17 protein-coding genes are annotated in these 17,373 nt (G+C 70.9%); 1 reads left to right on the top strand and 16 read right to left on the bottom strand.

All coding sequences use genetic code 11. The features are described 5' to 3' along the window. Nucleotides 1-93: 93 nt before the first annotated feature. From ACW9TB_RS25155 to ACW9TB_RS25090, 14 genes are all read right to left on the bottom strand, one after another. The gene (locus ACW9TB_RS25155; protein WP_472750515.1) at nt 94-1,176 is read right to left on the bottom strand and encodes a sensor histidine kinase; all 1,083 of its coding nucleotides are present in this window, start codon (nt 1,174-1,176) and stop codon (nt 94-96) included. A 79-nt stretch (nt 1,177-1,255) separates the two neighbouring features. Continuing rightward, nucleotides 1,256-2,071, bottom strand: a complete 816-nt coding sequence (locus ACW9TB_RS25150; RefSeq protein WP_472750514.1) for a TrmH family RNA methyltransferase — start codon at nt 2,069-2,071, stop codon at nt 1,256-1,258. A 72-nt stretch (nt 2,072-2,143) separates the two neighbouring features. Continuing rightward, entirely contained in the window at nt 2,144-2,527 is a 384-nt protein-coding gene (gene rplT / locus ACW9TB_RS25145) for a 50S ribosomal protein L20 (RefSeq protein WP_012892552.1), read from the bottom strand. Between the two features lie 24 nt (nt 2,528-2,551). Beyond that, nucleotides 2,552-2,746, bottom strand: coding sequence for a 50S ribosomal protein L35 (gene rpmI, locus ACW9TB_RS25140; RefSeq protein WP_030920046.1), 195 nt, complete (start codon nt 2,744-2,746; stop codon nt 2,552-2,554). A gap of 130 nt (nt 2,747-2,876) precedes the next feature. Then, nucleotides 2,877-3,494: a translation initiation factor IF-3 gene (gene infC / locus ACW9TB_RS25135; protein WP_472750513.1), complete on the bottom strand. Its 618-nt coding sequence runs from the start codon at nt 3,492-3,494 to the stop codon at nt 2,877-2,879. A gap of 347 nt (nt 3,495-3,841) precedes the next feature. After that, nucleotides 3,842-4,666, bottom strand: a complete 825-nt coding sequence (locus ACW9TB_RS25130) for a shikimate dehydrogenase (RefSeq protein WP_472750529.1) — start codon at nt 4,664-4,666, stop codon at nt 3,842-3,844. Continuing rightward, nucleotides 4,663-5,838, bottom strand: a complete 1,176-nt coding sequence (mltG, locus tag ACW9TB_RS25125) for an endolytic transglycosylase MltG (protein ID WP_472750512.1) — start codon at nt 5,836-5,838, stop codon at nt 4,663-4,665. Before mltG (ACW9TB_RS25125) ends, ACW9TB_RS25130 begins: the two co-directional genes overlap by 4 nt. Before the next feature lie 163 nt (nt 5,839-6,001). Further along, nucleotides 6,002-7,039, bottom strand: coding sequence for an endolytic transglycosylase MltG (mltG, locus tag ACW9TB_RS25120; RefSeq protein WP_472750511.1), 1,038 nt, complete (start codon nt 7,037-7,039; stop codon nt 6,002-6,004). After that, the gene (ruvX, locus tag ACW9TB_RS25115) at nt 7,036-7,524 is read right to left on the bottom strand and encodes a Holliday junction resolvase RuvX (protein WP_472750510.1); all 489 of its coding nucleotides are present in this window, start codon (nt 7,522-7,524) and stop codon (nt 7,036-7,038) included. The genes mltG (ACW9TB_RS25120) and ruvX overlap by 4 nt, the downstream gene beginning before the upstream one ends. A gap of 52 nt (nt 7,525-7,576) precedes the next feature. Continuing rightward, on the bottom strand, nt 7,577-10,246 hold the full coding sequence (gene alaS, locus ACW9TB_RS25110) for an alanine--tRNA ligase (protein WP_472750509.1): 2,670 nt from the start codon (nt 10,244-10,246) through the stop codon (nt 7,577-7,579). A 1-nt stretch (nt 10,247) separates the two neighbouring features. Beyond that, nucleotides 10,248-10,502, bottom strand: coding sequence for a hypothetical protein (locus tag ACW9TB_RS25105; protein ID WP_472750508.1), 255 nt, complete (start codon nt 10,500-10,502; stop codon nt 10,248-10,250). Continuing rightward, nucleotides 10,499-10,891 (bottom strand): DUF948 domain-containing protein, encoded by a 393-nt coding sequence (locus ACW9TB_RS25100; RefSeq protein WP_472750507.1) that lies wholly within the window; start codon nt 10,889-10,891, stop codon nt 10,499-10,501. Before ACW9TB_RS25100 ends, ACW9TB_RS25105 begins: the two co-directional genes overlap by 4 nt. A 118-nt stretch (nt 10,892-11,009) precedes the next feature. Beyond that, complete coding sequence (locus ACW9TB_RS25095; RefSeq protein WP_472750506.1) at nt 11,010-12,320, bottom strand: replication-associated recombination protein A; 1,311 nt, start codon at nt 12,318-12,320, stop codon at nt 11,010-11,012. A 41-nt stretch (nt 12,321-12,361) separates the two neighbouring features. Then, the gene (locus tag ACW9TB_RS25090; protein ID WP_472750505.1) at nt 12,362-12,820 is read right to left on the bottom strand and encodes a DUF2231 domain-containing protein; all 459 of its coding nucleotides are present in this window, start codon (nt 12,818-12,820) and stop codon (nt 12,362-12,364) included. 201 nt (nt 12,821-13,021) lie between these two features. Between ACW9TB_RS25090 and ACW9TB_RS25085 the strand changes: the two genes are divergently transcribed. Next, on the top strand, nt 13,022-13,915 hold the full coding sequence (locus ACW9TB_RS25085) for a peptidylprolyl isomerase (RefSeq protein ID WP_472750504.1): 894 nt from the start codon (nt 13,022-13,024) through the stop codon (nt 13,913-13,915). A 458-nt stretch (nt 13,916-14,373) separates the two neighbouring features. On the opposite strand, the gene aspS is transcribed toward ACW9TB_RS25085, so the two are convergent. Together aspS and hisS are read right to left on the bottom strand one after the other, a co-directional pair. Next, complete coding sequence (aspS, locus tag ACW9TB_RS25080; protein WP_472750503.1) at nt 14,374-16,110, bottom strand: aspartate--tRNA ligase; 1,737 nt, start codon at nt 16,108-16,110, stop codon at nt 14,374-14,376. Continuing rightward, a complete protein-coding gene (gene hisS / locus ACW9TB_RS25075; protein WP_472750502.1) occupies nt 16,107-17,372 on the bottom strand; it encodes a histidine--tRNA ligase in 1,266 nt (421 codons plus the stop codon). Before hisS ends, aspS begins: the two co-directional genes overlap by 4 nt. Nucleotide 17,373: the final 1 nt, after the last annotated feature.

The raw sequence follows: 17,373 nt of genomic DNA, 5'->3' as shown, positions 1-17,373 counted from the left end.
ACCGGGTCGTAGTTTGACAAGAGAGAGCTCCGAATCCAGGGCTTGAGCGGCCATGAGTCTAGTCGGGTAAGCCCACCGGGCCGACATTCGCGATCAGGCGAAGTCGGGGGTGCCGGTGGGCACCATAAATCGAAACTCGGCGCCGCCCTCGGGCCCGCGCTGCACGGAGATGGTGCCGCCGTGCGCCTCGATCAGCCCCTTGACGATGAACAGGCCGAGCCCGGTGCCGCCACGGCGGCGGGCGTTACCCCGCCAGAACTGCCGGAACACGCGCGTGACCAGCTCGGGCGGGATGCCCTCCCCCTGGTCGCGGACGGACACGGCGACTCCCCATTCGCTCGGCTCGACGACTATTGTCACCGTACCGCGCCCGTGACGCACCGCGTTTTCCATCAGGTTGGCGAGCACCTGGTCGATCTTGTCCTGGTCGAGCCAGGTCTCGGGCAGCTCGCCGCGCACCTGGAGCACGAAGCGGTCCTCCGGCTCGCCCGCCGCCACCCGGCCCGCGATGATCCTGGAGATCCTGGCCGGGACGTCGACCACCTGGCGGTGGATCTCCAGCCGTCCCGACTCGATGCGCGAGACGTCGAGCAGCTCGGTGATCAGCCGGGTCACCCGGTCGGCGTCGGCGTTGACGGTCTCCAGCATGACGAGCTTCTGGTCGTCGGTGAAGCGGGTCCACTTGGCCAGCAGGGTCGCGGTGAACCCCTTGACGCTGGTCAGCGGGGAGCGGAGCTCGTGGGCGACGGTGGAGACCAGGTCGGCGCGGCTGCGCTCCAGGCGGGCGCGGGCCCCGGCGTCACGCAGCGTGATGACCACCCGGACGACCTCTCCCCCGCGCCGGGGCTCGCGCACCAGCCGGGCGGCCACCAGCAGCTCCTGGCCGCCGGGGGTGCGCAGCGGCAGCTCGGGCTGGCGGGCGCGGCTGGACAGGCCGCCGTAGGTGTCGAGCCACTTCCACCAGTCGCGCCCGTCGTGGTCACGGAAGGAGAACACGTCGCGCAGGTGCCGTCCCACGGCCCGCTCGCGGGTGACGCCGGTCAGCCTGGCCGCGGCCCGGTTGACGGTCAGCACGTGGCCGTCACCGCCGGTCACCACGAGACCGTCGGGAAGCTCGTCGACGTCGATCACAGAAGCGGCATCGGTGCTCCGCTCGCCGGTGTGTTCGCCGTGCACGACCCCGCCTCCTCGACGCTACATGGCCGACAATAGCGGGTTTCCCACACCGTACGGCAGCCTCGCCGGCCAGGGTGCCTCACCTGGGGCTGGGATCGGTGCGCTGAGATCGGGCAGATGCGTACAGACAGACCGCTGCGGCGGTCGCGAGGTTCAGGCTCTCGGCCCGTCCGTAGATGGGGACCCGGACGACCTCGTCGGCCAGCTTCAGGATCTCCTCCGGAAGCCCCCACGCCTCGTTGCCGAAGATCCAGGCCGTCGGGCCGGACAGGTCCACGTCGTCCAGGGTCTGCTTGCCCGCCCCGTCGGCGGCGAGCACCCGCAGCCCGGCCCCCTTCAGGTGATCCACGGCCCGCGCCACCGGGACGCCCGTGGTGACCGGGAGGTGGAACAGGCTGCCGGCGCTGGCCCGCACGCACTTGCCGTTGTAGGGGTCGACCGAGGCGTCGGTGAAGACGACGGAGTCGGCTCCCGCGGCGTCGGCCGTACGCAGCACGGTGCCCGCGTTGCCGGGGTCGCGGACGTGGGCCAGCACCGCCACCAGCGTGGAGCCGGGGACGACGGAGGCGTCCAGGGGCACGTGCACGAAGCGGCACACGGCCAGCAGCCCCTGGGGGGTGACGGTCTGGGCCAGCTCGGCCATCACCTCGCCGCTGGCCCGGTGCAGGGGCACCCCGGCGGCGGTGGCGGCGGTGACGACGTCGGCGTGACGCAGCTCGGCCTCGGCCGTGGCGAACAGCTCCACCACGACCCCATCCAGCGCCAGCGCCTCGCGGACCGCCTGCGGCCCCTCCGCCAGGAAGGAACGGTCGCGGTCCCTGAAGGCCCGTTTCGTCAGTCTCCGCGCGGCCTTGACCCGCGGTGACTTGATGTTGGTCAGCTCAGACCCGGCCATGCCCGTCCCCCAAGAATGCGAATGCGGCCCGCAGCGTCATCGCTGCGGGCCGCATGGTCGTCAGTGCCTCGCTCAGCCGGCGACCGGCGCGTTCACGTCGGCCGGAAGCGCCTTCTTGGCGGCCTCCACCAGCGTCGCGAACGTGGCGGCGTCGTTGACCGCGAGGTCGGCGAGGATCTTACGGTCGACCTCGATGGAGGCGAGCCGCAGACCCTGGATGAGCCTGTTGTAGGTGATGCCGTTCTGGCGGGCAGCGGCGTTGATGCGCTGGATCCAGAGACGACGGAAGGTGCCCTTGCGGTCCTTGCGGTCGCGGTAGGCGTACGTCATCGAGTGGAGCATCTGCTCCTTGGCCTTGCGGTACAGCCTGGATCGCTGACCCCGGTAGCCCTTCGCCCGCTCGAGAACGACCTTGCGCTTCTTCTTGGCGTTGATCGCCCGCTTCACGCGTGCCATGTGTATCTATCTCCCCGGGGGCGGTTACTTAGCGAGCAGCTTCTTGATCTTCTTGGAGTCGGCGTCGGAGAGCACGACCTCGGGCTTGAGACGACGCGTCAAGGTGGACGGCTTGTGCTCGTTGTAGTGCGCACGGTTGGCGCGACGGCGCACAAGCTTGCCGGAACCCGTGAGCCTGAACCGCTTCTTCGCACCGCTGTGCGTCTTCATCTTCGGCATCTCAGCCGTCTCTCCCTCGATCGTGCCGATGTCCCGGGCCGGTAACCCAAGTCAAGGGCGTGCCTGACTACGAGACCGGACCCGGTCTCGGACTGATCTCGCGACTACCTGACGATCCAGGCTATGCGAGTTACTCCTGCGGAGCCGCCACCGCTCCGCTGACGGACACCTCGTCGTTGACGCGCGTCTCGTCGGTGGCCGGTGACCCGTCACCCGAAGGGTTCTCGTCATGCCGTGCCTTGGCCGCGGCCTTCTCTGCCTTGGCCTCGGCCTTCTTCTTGTGCGGGCCGATCACCATGATCATGTTTCGACCGTCCTGCTTGGGCTGGGACTCGACGAAGCCGAGCTCCGTCACGTCCTCCGCCAGCCGCTGCAGGAGCCGGAAGCCCAGCTCGGGACGGGACTGCTCCCGCCCGCGGAACATGATGGTGACCTTGACCTTGTCGCCGGCCTTGAGGAACCGCACCACGTGACCCTTCTTGGTCTCGTAGTCGTGCGGGTCGATCTTCGGCCGAAGCTTGATCTCCTTGATGATGGTGTACGCCTGGTTACGGCGCGCCTCACGTGCCTTCATCGCGGACTCGTACTTGAACTTGCCGTAGTCCATGAGCTTGCACACGGGCGGGCGGGCCGTCGCCGCGACCTCGACCAGGTCGAGATCGGACTCTTGAGCCAGCTTCAAGGCATCGCCGATGGAGACGATGCCCACCTGCTCGCCGTTCGGGCCGACGAGGCGGACCTCGGGCACGCGAATGCGGTCATTGATGCGGGGCTCGGCGCTGATGGGGCCTCCTAGGTTGCGATCCGCGGCCATCCGGGAGGGGGCCGCAACATGCTCGATCGTGCCGGGAGGTCGTAGAACGCACACCCTGTTGAGGGCGCTCGAACGCAAGATGCCCCGCACGTCACGCATGCGGGGCCACATGAACTCGAAGGCTTCACGCCGTAAGCTCCCCGGGGGTTCACCCCGGTTGTGATCCTGACCTGTCAGCCTTGCGGCCGACGAGGTGGGAGGACGACCTCCGCTTGCGCGTCCAGCAGGCACGCCGGACCGATCGAGTCGTTACTCTACCACAACAGCCCGCTCACGCAGAATCATCCCGCCGGGGCGGCACGCCTGACGATCTCGGCCTTTCCCGCCTCGCGCATCGCCTCCACCGGCACGTCCGCGCGGCCGGTCATCATCTCGACCTGCCGGACCGCCTGGTGCAGGAGCATCGGGAAGCCGCCGACGACGATCCCGCCCCGCCCGGCCACGGCCGCGGCGAGCCGGGTGGGCCAGGGCGCGTAGACCACGTCGAAGAGGGCGGGCACGCCCGCCAGCGTCCCGGCGAGGCCGTCGGCCGCGCCGGAGGGCAGGGTCGAGACGACCAGGTCGACCTCCAGCGCGGTGTCGACCTTGTCGAGGGTCCGCACCGACAGGTCCATGCCCAGCCGCTCGGCGACCTCCACGGTCTCCCCCGCCCTGGCGGGGTCGCGGACCACGAGGATCGCCTCGCCGAGGCCCAGCTCGCGCAGGGCGGCCAGCGCGGAGGCCGCCGTCGCGCCGCCGCCGAGGACGGTCGCCGCCCGGGGCGGGGCCACGCCCGCCTCGGCGAGCGCCTGGACGATGCCGTACACGTCGGTGTTGTGCCCGTGCCGGGCGCCGTCGCGCAGGATCACCGTGTTGGCCCCGCCCACCTGGACCGCGAGCTCGGAGACGGTGTCGAGCAGCGGCAGCACGGCCCGCTTGAGCGGCATCGTGAGCGAGAGCCCCGCCCAGTCGCCGTCCAGCCCGGCGAGGAGGCCGGGGAGAGCGGCCTCGTCGCACTCGATCGCCTCGTAGCGCCAGTCGAGCAGTCCCATGCCCTGGTGGGCGGCGCGGTGCAGGTGCGGGGAGAGCGAGTGGACGATCGGCGAGCCCAGGACCGCCGCCCTCAGCACCCGTTCACCTTGTTCCTCTCGTACTCCTGCTTGAGCGCGGCGAAGTCGGACTCCAGCGTGGCGAACTTGGTGAGGCGCTTCGCCGGGCAGGTGGTCACGAAGAAGAGCCAGTCGCCCTTGGTGGGGTTGAGCGCCGCCTGGATGGCGTCGTCGCCCGGGTTGGCGATCGGGCCGGGGGGCAGGCCGGTGTGCTCGTAGGTGTTGTAGGGCGACTTGCTCTCCAGGTCCTTGTGGGAGGCCTCGATGCCGTACTTGTTCAACGCGTACATCACCGTGCTGTCCATCGCCAGTTCGAGAGGCGGGTCGCGGTCGAGCCGGTTGTAGATGACGCGGGCCACCTTGCCCATGTCCTCCTTGGTGCCCGACTCGGCCTGGACGATGCTGGCGATCGTCATGATCTCGTGCGGCGTGTGCCCGAGGGCCTTCGACTTGCCCTGGAGGTCGTCCTTGTCGGCCGTCTGGTTGAAGCGGTCGACCATCTTGGTGAGGATCTCCGAGGCCGTCATCCTGGGCGTGATCTCGTAGGTGGCCGGGAAGGCGTAGCCCTCCAGCTTGCCCCTGGCGTACGGGGGCAGGCCGAGCTCGCGGACGTTCCTGGCGGCCTGCTGGAACTCCCGCAGCGGCTTGCCCGTCTCCTTGGAGAGCTGCTTGAGGGTGTCGACCAGGCGCAGCCCCTCCTTGAGGGTGACCTTCTCCCGCAGCCGCTTCTCCGGGTCGAGGAGCTTGACGGCCTCCGCGGCCGCCATCTGCTTGCGCATGGTGTACTCGCCCGGCTGCAGGGAGGCGCTCTTGCCCGCCGCGCCGACGGCGTTGACGAAGGCCTTGACGCTCTTCACCACGTCCTGCTCCTGCAGGGTCTGCGCGATGTCGGAGGCGCTCTGGCCGTCCTTGATCTCCACGACGACCTCGCCGGACCCCCGGCCGGTGTAGTCGTCGGGGGTCATCACGTCGCGGACCCAGGTGTAGCCGTAGAAGCCGGCGGCGCCGATGCCGCCGAGCAGGATGATGATCGCGAGCATGGGGGCGACGAAGCCGCCCCGGTTGCGGCGGCGCTTCCTGCGGCGGCCGCGCCGTCCGCCGGAGTCGCGGCCTGGGGACGTGTTGGATCCTCGGCGCGACCGACCTTCGTCGTCGGAACCGACCAGGAAGTCCATATCGAGATCGTTCATAGCGTCGCTGGCCAATCTCCCGCTAGAGACGGCCTGGCGTCAAGCGGGTGTGCCGAACCGAAGGAGGGCACCCGGCCAGACGTCCCGGTGTTCCGGGAGCCGTCGTCTGGGCCGCGGGTGCGGGTCGCCGCCTGCGGCGGAACGGGGGGTATTCCGCCGGGCATCAACGCTTCCCGAGGTGTTTGTTCAGCTCTTCCCGGTATCTCACAAACTCACTCTCTTTGTCAGTGAATTTCGTGATTCTATGCTCCGGATTGGTAGTAACAAACCAGAACCAATCACCTTGATCTGGCTGGAGTGCCGCGATCAATGCCTTCTCCCCGGGGTTCGCGATGGGTCCTGGTGGCAGGCCGGGTTTGAGATAGGTGTTGTAGGGAGACCTCACCTCGGTGTCCCGCACCGAAACCTCCAGGGTCCTGCGCCTCTGCGCGTAGAGCACCGTGGTGTCCAGCTGGAGCGGTGTCCGGGCCCTGATCCGGTTGTAGATCACTCTAGCGATCTTCGGGTAGTCCGGATCCCGTCCGCCCTCCGCCTGGACGATGCTCGCCACCGTGACGGCCTCCAAGGGCGACAACCCTTTCTTCGCCGCGCGTTCCCTCAGTCTTAGCTGGGCGGCCACCTGTTTGTAACGTTCCACCATCGCGGCGAGCACGCCCTGAGCGGTCGCGGCGGGCTCGATCTCGTAGGTGGCGGGGAACAGGAAGCCCTCGGCACTCCCGGCGTACCGGGGCAGGCCCAGCGCCCGCCCGTCGGCCACGGCCCTGGCCAGGTCGGCCCGGCGCATGCCGCTCTCCTCGGCGAGCCGGTCGAGCAGCTCGGGCAGGCGGAGCCCCTCGGGAACGGTGACCGTACGGACCACCCGCGACCCGGGCGCCACCAGCATGCCGAGCGCCGACAGGGCGTCCATGCCCCTGCGGAGCCTGAAGCGGCCGGGACGCAGGCTGCCCGTCCTGGCCTGCTCCTTCGCCGCCGCGACGAACGCCCCGGCACTGGCCACCACCCCGGCGTCGGCCAGCACCAGCCCGATCCGGGCGGCGCTCGCCCCCCGGGGAATCTCGACGACGACCGCTCCCGAGCCCGGCCCCTCGAAGTCGGCGGGCACGAGATAGGAGCGGACCACCACGAACCCGGCCGTCCCCGTGGCGACGGCGAGCACGGACGTCCCGGCCACCAGCAGCCATAACGGCCGCAGACGGCTCACCGAACGATCCCGCCGCCCGGCCCCTCGCCCGGGGGAGGCCCGGCGGGGACGCCGGGGGGCCTGCCGGTGGCGCGTTCGGCGTCCAGCGCGGCCTGGAGCAGCACGATGGCGGCCGCCTGGTCCACCACACCGCGCTGGTTCTTCGCCTTCACCCCGCTGGCCCGCAGGCCCTGCTGGGCGGTGACGGTGGTCAGCCGCTCGTCAAACAGCCGCACCGGGACGGGCGCCAGCCGCAGCGAGATCCGGTTCGCGAAGTCGCGTGCGGCCTCCGCCGCCTGCCCCTCGCGTCCGGAGAGCGAGGTCGGCAGGCCGACCACCACCTCGACGATCTCGTACTCGGCCGCGATCTCCGCGAGCCGGTCGAGGTCGCCCTTCCCGCGCCGGACGGTCTCCACCGGCGTGGCCAGCAACCCCGAGGGGTCGCTGCGTGCCACGCCGATGCGGACCGAGCCGACGTCGACGCCCAGCCGAATGCCGTTTCTCATCGTTCCCGTCTCCACCCCGGTGCCGGACACGGCGCGAGGACGTCGTCTTCCGTCAGGTGAGCGTCTGCGCGATCGCCTGCTCGACGGCGGCGAGCGCCTCGCCGATCGCCTCGGGACGCACACCGCCTCCCTGAGCGACGTCGTCCTTGCCGCCACCGCCACCTCCGAGTGCCTTCGCGGCGACGCCGACCAGGCGGCCCGCCTTCAGGCCCCGGCCGCGCCCCGCCTCGTTGACCGCGGCCACCACGACCGGCCGGTCACCGGGGACACCGGCGACGACGACCACCGCGGCGCGATCGCCCGGGAACCGGCCGCGCACGTCAAGCGCGAGCTTACGCAGGTCGTCGGGGGAGGTGCCATCAGGCGCGCGGTGCGTCACGACGGACACTCCGTGCAGGTCGACGGCGCCTTCCGCCATCTGCCCCGCACCGGCGAGCACCTGGGCCGAACGCAGCGCGCCCAGCTCCTTCTCCGCGGCGCGCAGCCGGGTGACGATGCCCTCGACGCGCTCGGGCAGCTCCTCCCTGCGGGCCTTGAGCTGCTCCGACAGCTGGGCGACGAGCACGCTCTCCCTGGCCAGGAAGCGGAACGCGTCGAGACCGACCAGGGCCTCCACCCGGCGCACGCCCGCGCCGATCGAGGCCTCGCCCAGCACCTTGACCAGGCCCAGCTGCCCGGAGCTGGCGACGTGGGTGCCGCCGCAGAGCTCGCGGGAGTATTCGCCGACCTCGACGATGCGGACGGTGTCGCCGTACTTCTCGCCGAACAGGGCGAGCGCGCCCATCGCGCGGGCCTCCGCCTGGGAGGTGTGGAAGGCGTTGACCCGCAGGTCGTTGATGAGGACCGCGTTGACCTCGTCCTCGACGTCGCGCAGCACGCTGGGCGGCACGGCGCCCGCGGCGGTGAAGTCGAAGCGGAAGCGGCCCGGGGAGTTCTCCGAACCGGCCTGCGCCGCGGTCTCGCCCAGCGCGTTGCGGAAGCCCCGGTGCACCAGGTGGGTGGCGGTGTGGCTGCGGGAGATGGCCCGGCGCCGCTCGACGTCGATCTCCGCCTGGGCCTGGTCGCCCACCCGGATCTCTCCGGAGCGGACCTTGCCCCGGTGCACGACGACGCCGGAGACCGGGGACTGCACGTCCACGATCTCCACCTCGGCCCCGCCGGTGCGGATGACGCCCTGGTCGGACAGCTGGCCGCCGCCCTCGGCGTAGAAGGGGGTGCGGCCCAGCACGACCTCGACCGGCGTGCCCGCGCCCGCGGCAGGGACGGAGGCGCCGTCGACGAGGAGGCCGACGACCTCGGCCTCGGCCGTCACGTGGTCGTAGCCGAGGAACTCGACCCTGCCGGTCTTCTCCAGGAGCGTGCCGAAGATCGAGATGTCGGCGTTGCCGGTCTTCTTGGAGGCGGCGTCGGCCTTGGCCGCGTCCTTCTGCTCCTGCATCAACCGGCGGAAGCCCTCCTCGTCGACCTGAAGCCCCTGCTCGGAGGCCATCTCCAGGGTGAGGTCGATCGGGAAGCCGTAGGTGTCGTGGAGCTGGAAGGCCTGAGCGGCGGCGAGCGTGGCCCGCCCCTTGCGCTTGGTCTCCTCGGCCGCCACGTCGAAGATCGCGCTGCCGGTGCGGAGGGTGCGCAGGAAGGAGTCCTCCTCGGCATCGATGACGCCGTGGATCTGCGGGGCGTCGGCCTTGAGCTCGGCGTACTGCTCGCCCATCACCTCGACGGTCACCGCGGTGAGCTCGTGCATGTAGCGCTCCTCGCCCGCGCCGAGCAGGCGCAGGTTGCGGATGGCGCGGCGCAGGATGCGGCGCAGCACGTAGCCCCGGCCCTCGTTGGAGGGCAGCACCCCGTCGGCGACGAGCATCACGCCGGTCCTGACGTGGTCGGCGACGACCCGCAGCGACACGTCGGCGCGGTCGTCGCGGCCGTAGCGCGTCTTGGTGAGGTCGGCGGCCCGGTCGAGGATCTTGTACGTGGTGTCGATCTCGTAGATGTTGTCGACGCCCTGCAGGATCGCCGCCATGCGCTCCAGGCCCATGCCCGTGTCGACGCTCTTGGCGGGCAGTTCACCGGAGATGTCGAAGTCGATCTTGCTGCGTACCGCGCTGAGCTGGTACTGCATGAAGACGTTGTTCCACACCTCCAGGTAGCGGTTCTCGTCGACGACCGGGCCGCCCTCGCGCCCGTACTCGGGGCCGCGGTCGTAGTAGATCTCGCTGCACGGGCCGCCGGGGCCCGGCACGCCCATGTGCCAGTAGTTGTCGGCCAGGTCGCGGCGCTGGATGCGCTCCTGCGGCACCCCGGCCCTGCGCCAGATGTCGGCGGCCTCGTCGTCGTCGAGGTAGACGGTGGCCCAGAGGCGGTCCTCGGGGAAGCCGAACCCGCCCTCGGACTCGGGCCTGGTCAGCAGCTCCCAGGCGAACGGGATCGCCTGCTCCTTGAAGTAGTCGCCGAAGGAGAAGTTGCCGAGCATCTGGAAGAAGCTGGCGTGCCTGGTCGTCTTGCCGACCTCGTCGATGTCGAGGGTCCGCACGACCTTCTGCGCGCTGGCCGCCCGCCTGTAGGGCGGCTTCTGCTGGCCCAGGAAGAAGGGCTTGAAGGGGACCATGCCCGCGTTGACCAGAAGCAGCGTCGGATCCTCGGCGATGAGGCTGGCCGAGGGCACGACGGTGTGCCCTCGCTCCTCGAAGAAGCGCAGGAAGCGGCGGGCGATCTCTGCCGACTCCATGTCAGCGGCCATCCTTTACGTTGGGGTGGTAGGGGTTTTCCACGGTGTCGAGCCCGAACCTGGACCGCAACTCGATTTCCCGCTCGGCCGCGCTCCGCAGGGCCTCCCCCGCCAGGTCACGTGCCTGTTCCAGGGCGCCACCGGCGTTGCGCACGGCCCTTCTGGCCAGGTGGTTCGGGTGCAGTGCCTGAAGCCTACGCATGGCCCACACCGCGCCGAACGCGCCCAGGCCCATGTAGAACAGCCTGCGGATCATCGGGTGCGCCTGTCCAGCGCCGGCGCGGCGCGCCTGGCCCGCCCTCGGGAGCCCAGGGCCCTGCGGACACCGTGGGTGAGGGCCGCGACCTTGATCATGGGCCCGGTGACCAGGTTCTGGGTGACGTCGCTGACCCTGGCCACATGCCCGCTGACCTGCTTGACGTCCTTGGTGATGGCCTCGATCGCGACCAGCTGCCGGTTGGTCTCGCCGACGGCGGCCGCGACGTCCTCCAGCAGCGGCACGACGCGGTCGCCCAGCTGGGAGACCATCTTGGTGGTCTCGGTGAGCAGCCGGGCCAGTCTGACCATGACGACGGCCGTGAAGGAGACCAGGATCGCCCAGGCCATCGCGGCGATCAGCCCCGCGACCTCTCCTGCGGTAAGCATGTGCGGACCCGCTCCCCTCATAGGTTCATAGGTGACCCCGGCCATGGTCGGGCGGATTGGCAAAACCCTATCGTGCCCGATACCACTCATCCCCGCTTACCGCGCGCCCCCGCGGGGACTACTCCCCGCGGAGGAAGGCGCGGATCCTGGACCAGCGGTCGGCGAAGCCCGCCTCGGCGCCGTGGCGGGTGGGCTGGTAGTAGCGCCGGTCCCTGAGCTCCTCGGGGGCGTACTCCTGGCGCACCAGGCCGTGCTCGAACTCGTGGGGGTACCGGTAGCCCTTGCCGTGGCCGAGCTGCTTGGCCCCGGCGTAGTGGGCGTCGCGCAGGTGGTTGGGGACGTGGCCGATGTTGCCGCGCCGTACGTCCTCGGCGGCCGCGCCGATGGCGTTGATCACCGCGTTGGACTTGGGGGCCAGCGCGCAGTGGATGACGGCCTGGGCCAGGTTGAGCCGCCCCTCGGGCAGGCCGATGAACTCCACGGCCTGGGCGGCGGCCACCGCGATCTGCAGGCAGGTGGGGTCGGCCATGCCCACGTCCTCCGAGGCGAAGACGACGATCCTGCGGGCGATGAACCGGGGGTCCTCCCCCGCCTCGATCATCCGGGCCAGGTAGTGCAGCGCGGCGTCGGCGTCGGAGCCCCGCATGCTCTTGATGAACCCGCTGATCACGTCGTAGTGCTGGTCGCCCTGGCGGTCGTAGCGCACGGCCGCCTTGTCCACCGCCCGCTCCACCACCTCGACGGTGACCTCGCCGTCGGCGATCAGCGCGGCGGCCTCCAGGTAGGTGAGCGACCTGCGGGCGTCACCACCGGCCAGCCGCACCAGGTGCTCGGCGGCCTCGGGCGCCAGGCTCACCTTCCCGTCCAGGCCGCGCGGGTCGGTGACGGCGCGCTCCAGCACCACCCGGATGTCGTCCTCCGACAGCGACTCCAGGGTCAGCAGCAGCGAGCGCGACAGCAGGGGCGAGATGACGGAGAAGAAGGGGTTCTCGGTGGTGGCGCCGATGAAGGTGACCCAGCGGTTCTCCACCGCGGGCAGCAGGGCGTCCTGCTGCGCCTTGTTGAAGCGGTGCACCTCGTCGACGAACAGGACGGTCTGGCGGCCGGACATGCCCAGCTCTCGCCGGGCCTGCTCGATGGCCGCGCGGACCTCCTTGACGCCCGCCGACACCGCGGAGACCTCCACGAAACGGCGCTTGGTGACCCCCGCCACCACGTAGGCGAGGGTGGTCTTGCCGGTCCCCGGAGGGCCCCAGAGGAACAGCGACATGGGCGCCTCGGCCTCGACGAGGCGGCGCAGGGGCGTGCCGGGGCCCAGCAGGTGCCGCTGGCCGATCACCTCGTCCAGTCCCCGGGGGCGCATCCGCACCGCCAGGGGCTCCTGGCCGCGATGGGCCTCCTCGGCCGCCGCGTCGAACAGGCTGTCCACGCCTGAGACAGTACCGCTGTCCGGCCGGGCCCCCGCCGGGCTCAGCTCCAGACCGCGGTGGCCCCGCTGTGCCCGGCCCGTACCACGTAGTAGAGCGCCACGGCGGCCAGGACCACGGTCAGCACCGTGACCGCCAGCTCGGCCGGGCGGCCGAACCCGTCGCCGCGCGTGACGTGGACGAGGGCCAGCGAGACCACGCCGAGGGCGAGGGTGACGAGCATCAGCGGGGTGCCGAAGCCCGCGTGCTCGGCGATAAGCTCGCCGAGTTCCCCGCTGGCGGAGGCGAAGCGGCCCTCCTCCAGCGCCTCCCCGCTCTGCCGCGCCACGAAGACGCTCACCGGCACGACGGGGGCGAGCCCGACCACCGCCCAGGTGAGCGCGGGCCGCGTGCGGGGCGCCAGCGCGTACGCGACGGCGAGCACCGCGAGGAGCGGCGTCAGAACCACGGCCGCGTGAACGACCAGGGGATGGAGGGGCAGGCCGAGGATCTCGTCGAACATGGGGGCGCTCCGGTGGTGCGTGGTTCATCATCAGCAAGTACGGATCCCACCATGGGCGGGTTATGGGGAGTGTGAAGAGACATCGTCTTCCCCTCTGTCCCCATCTGATGAATTCCGCCACTTACGTCCAGCACATGTTGGGGCCGGTACTCTTTTCGCCAGCCCTTGAACAATGGATCAGCGATTTTGGAGGACATAGCGGTGAGCGCCGAGGACCGCCAGAGCCAGCTGGCTCGGGAACACAAGGAGCGGCAGGCGAAGCGTGCTGCGCAGACGACCACCACGTCGAAGCGCAACGTCGTCATCGGAGCGGTCGCCGCGGTGGTCGTCGTCGCGGGAGGACTGTTCGCCGGGGTGACCCTCCTGGGAAACGACGGTGAGGACCCGAAGGTCAACGCCGCCGCCACCGGTTCGCCGACTCCCTCGCCTTCGAACACCTCCGTCGCGACGCCCGGGCCGGTCGTCACCGCCCCGGCCGGCACGAAGTGTTCCTACCGCAAGGACACCAGCGGCAGCCCGGCGAAGGCCGTGGGCATGCCGCCGAGCAAGCCCAACCTGAAGCTGAAGACCATGACGATCGCCACCAACCACGGCGACGTCGTGATCGACCTGGCGACCGGGCAGGCCCCCTGCACGGTCAACTCCTTCGCCTTCCTGGCCAAGAAGCACTTCTTCGACAACACCAAGTGCCACCGCCTGGCCACCCCGGAGAACTCCGGCCTGAGCCTGCTGCAGTGCGGCGACCCGCAGGCCAAGGCCGACGGGAAGAACCCCACCGACGGCCAGGGCAGCTCGGGTTACGTCTACGACAACGAGAACCTCGAAGGGGCTTCCTACCTCAGGGGAACGGTCGCGGTGGCCCAGGCGGCCGACGCCGTCAACCAGAACGGCAGCCAGTTCTGGATCTCGCTGGGCAACGAGACCGAGCAGGTGGAGAAGGCCTACACCCCCTTCGGTGTCGTCACCCAGGGCCTGGAGATCCTCGACGAGATCTCCAAGGGCGGGTGGATCGAGAACCCCGACGACATCACCGGCGACGGCGGTTCCAACGCCCCCAAGATCCCGGTGGTCATCAAGAGCGTGCAGCTCTCCTAGCGGACCCGCGGCGAGCTCGCCGCCACAGGACGCCCCGGCGGTCGGACGACGACCGCCGGGGCGTTCTCGCGTCCCCGGCACGGCCGTACGCGGGCACTCCCCTCGTCTCCGTCCCGGGCGAACGGCCCGCACAAACGGCCCGCACAGACCCCGGAACGGCCGTACGCGAGCACCCCCTCGCCTCCGCCCCGAACAAACCCCCGCACGGCCGTACGCGGGCCCTCCCTCACCCTCAGCCCTGGGCAAACGGCCCGTACAGACCCCAGCCCGGCCGTACGCGGCCCGCGGGCGTTTCCGGCCCCCGAAGGACCGGACGGCCCCGGCGGTCGCGCAGGAGGCTCGTGAGGCGCGCGGGGAAGGTCACCGCGGCCCGTTTCACCCCGGGCGTGAACAGAGGGCCCCCGGAACACGTCCGGGGGCCCTCTGTTCACGCCCGGGGCGGGCGGCGGATCATCGGATCAGGCGTCGGCCTTGGGCCTGCCGTCGACGCCCGCCTCCTTGCGCTGCTCCACCGTGATCGGGGTGGGCGCGCCGGTCAGCGGGTCGAACCCGGAGGCCGTCTTCGGGAAGGCGATGACGTCGCGGATGGAGTCGGTGCCCGCCAGGAGCATGCAGATCCGGTCCCAGCCGTAGGCGATGCCTCCGTGCGGCGGCGGGCCGTACTTGAACGCCTCCAGCAGGAAGCCGAACTTGCTCTCCGCGTCCTCCTTGGAGATGCCCAGCACGTCGAAGACGCGCTGCTGCATCTCGGCCCGGTGGATACGGATCGAGCCGCCGCCGATCTCCATGCCGTTGCAGACCATGTCGTAGGCGTAGGCCAGGGCCTCGCCGGGGTGGTCCTGGAAGGTGTCGGCCCACTCGGGCTTGGGACCGGTGAAGGGGTGGTGGACCGCGGTCCAGCCGCCCTCGCCGTCCTCCTCGAACATCGGGGCGTCGACGATCCACAGGAAGTTCCAGGCCGACTCGTCGATCAGGCCGCAGCGACGGCCGATCTCCAGGCGGGCCGCGCCGAGCAGGTCGCGGGAGGCGGAGGCCGCCCCGGCCGCGAAGAAGATCGCGTCACCGGGGGCCGCGCCCACCTTGGCGGCCAGGCCGCCCGCCTCGGTCTCCGACAGGTTCTTGGCGACCGGCCCGCCGAGCGTGCCGTCCTCGCCCACCAGCACGTACGCCAGGCCCCTGGCCCCGCGCGACTTGGCCCACTCCTGCCAGGCGTCCAGCTCCTTGCGGGTCTGCGAGGCGCCGCCCGGCATGACCACGGCGCCCACGTACGGCGCCTGGAACACGCGGAAGGTGGTACCGGCGAAGAACTCCGTCATCTCGACGAGCTCCTGGCCGAAGCGCAGGTCCGGCTTGTCGGAGCCGTAGCGCGCCATGGCCTCCCGGTAGGTCATCCGGGGCAGCGGCACCGGCAGGTCGTAGCCGACCGTCTCCTTCCAGACGCGGCCGACGAGCCTCTCGCCCAGGGCGATGACGTCGTCCTGGTCCACGAAGGACATCTCGACGTCGATCTGGGTGAACTCCGGCTGCCGGTCGGCGCGCAGGTCCTCGTCGCGGTAGCACTTGGCGAGCTGGTAGTAGCGCTCGAGCCCGGCGACCTGGAGAAGCTGCTTGAACAGCTGGGGCGACTGGGGCAGGGCGTACCAGCTGCCCGGCTGGAGCCGGACCGGGACCAGGAAGTCGCGGGCGCCCTCAGGGGTCGAGCGGGTCAGCGTCGGGGTCTCGACGTAGGTGAACCCCTGCTCGTTCATCACCTCGTGGGCGAGGTAGGTGGCCCGGGAGCGGATGCGCATGGCCTGCGCGACCTGCTGGCGGCGGATGTCGAGGTAGCGGTACTTCAGCCGCGCCTCCTCCGAGATGCCCGCGGTGCCCTCGATGGGGAACGGCAGCGGCGCGGACTCGCTGAGCACCTCGACCTCGGAGGCGACGACCTCGATCGCGCCGGTCGGCAGCTCGGGGTTCTCGTTGCCCTCGGGGCGGACCCGCACCTCTCCGACGACCTTGACGCAGTATTCGGCGCGCAGGCCGTGGGCGTCGTCCTCCTCGCGGAAGACCACCTGGGCCGAGCCCGAGGCGTCACGCAGGTCGATGAAGACCACGCCGCCGTGGTCGCGGCGTCGCGCCACCCACCCGGCGAGCGTCACCCGCTGCCCGGCGTGCTCCTCGCGCAGTGATCCCGCTTCGTGCGTGCGGATCATTTGTCCAGTCTCTCCTTCAGCATCGTGACGATCTCAGCGAGCGGTACGGCGCTCTGGTCCCCGCTGACCAGGTCCTTGACCTGGGCGGCCCCGGCGGCGATGTCCCGCTCGCCGAGGATCACCGCGTAACGGGCCCCGGAGCGGTCGGCGCCCTTCATGGCGCCCTTGACGCCCTTGCCGCCGAACGACATGTCGGCGGCCAGGCCCGCCCGGCGCAGCTCGGTGACGAGCGAGAACATCCGGCGGCGCGCCTCCTCGCCCAGCGGCACACCGTACACCTGCACGCGCGCCTCGGCGCTCTCGTCCCCGAACAGGCCCTCGGCCTCCATCGCCAGGACCGTACGGTCGACGCCGAGCGCCCAGCCGACGCTGGGCAGCGGGGGTCCGCCGAGCATCTCGCTCAGCCCGTCGTAGCGGCCCCCGCCCCCCACCGCGGACTGCGAGCCGAGCCCGTCGTGGACGAACTCGAACGTGGTGCGCGTGTAGTAGTCGAGGCCGCGGACCAGCCGGGGATCGTCGGTGTAGGCCGCGCCGGAGGCGGTCAGCAGCGCGCGGACCTCCTCGTGGTAGGTCTTGCACGCCTCACACAGGTGGTCGACGACGAGCGGCGCCCCGGCCAGCCGCTCCTGCACCTCGGGGCGCTTGTCGTCGAGCACGCGCAACGGATTGATCTCGATTCGGGCGCGGGTGGCCTCGTCGAGGTCGAGGCCGCGCAGGAAGTCCTGGAGCGCGGCCCGGTAGACGGGGCGGCACACCTTGTCGCCCAGCGTGTTGACCAGCAGCCGGACCCCGGTGAGCCCCAGGGCGGCGTAGCCGTCGACGGCCAGCAGGATCAGCTCGGCGTCGAGCGCCGGGTCCTCGGCGCCCAGCGCCTCGGCGCCGACCTGCCAGAAGTGGCGGTAGCGGCCCCTCTGGGCCCGCTCGTAGCGGAACTGGCTGCCCGAGTACCAGAGCTTCACCGGGAGCTGCCCGTTGTGCAGGCCGTGCTGGAGGACCGCCCGAACCACCGACGCGGTGCCCTCGGGGCGCAGCGTGATGGAGCGCCCGCCCTTGTCCTCGAAGGTGTACATCTCCTTGGAGACGATGTCGGTCGACTCGCCGACACCGCGCACGAACAGCGCGGTGTCCTCGAAGACCGGGGTCTCGATGTAGCCGTAGCCCGCCCGGCGGGCGGGCGCGGTGAGCGCCTCGCGCACGGCGAGCGCCCGCTCAGAGCGCGGCGGAAGCCAGTCGAAGGTGCCCTTGGGCGCCTGCAAAGTCATT

The organism is Streptosporangium sp. H13245 (assembly GCF_055690525.1).
This window is presented reverse-complemented; position numbering and strand designations above follow the sequence as displayed.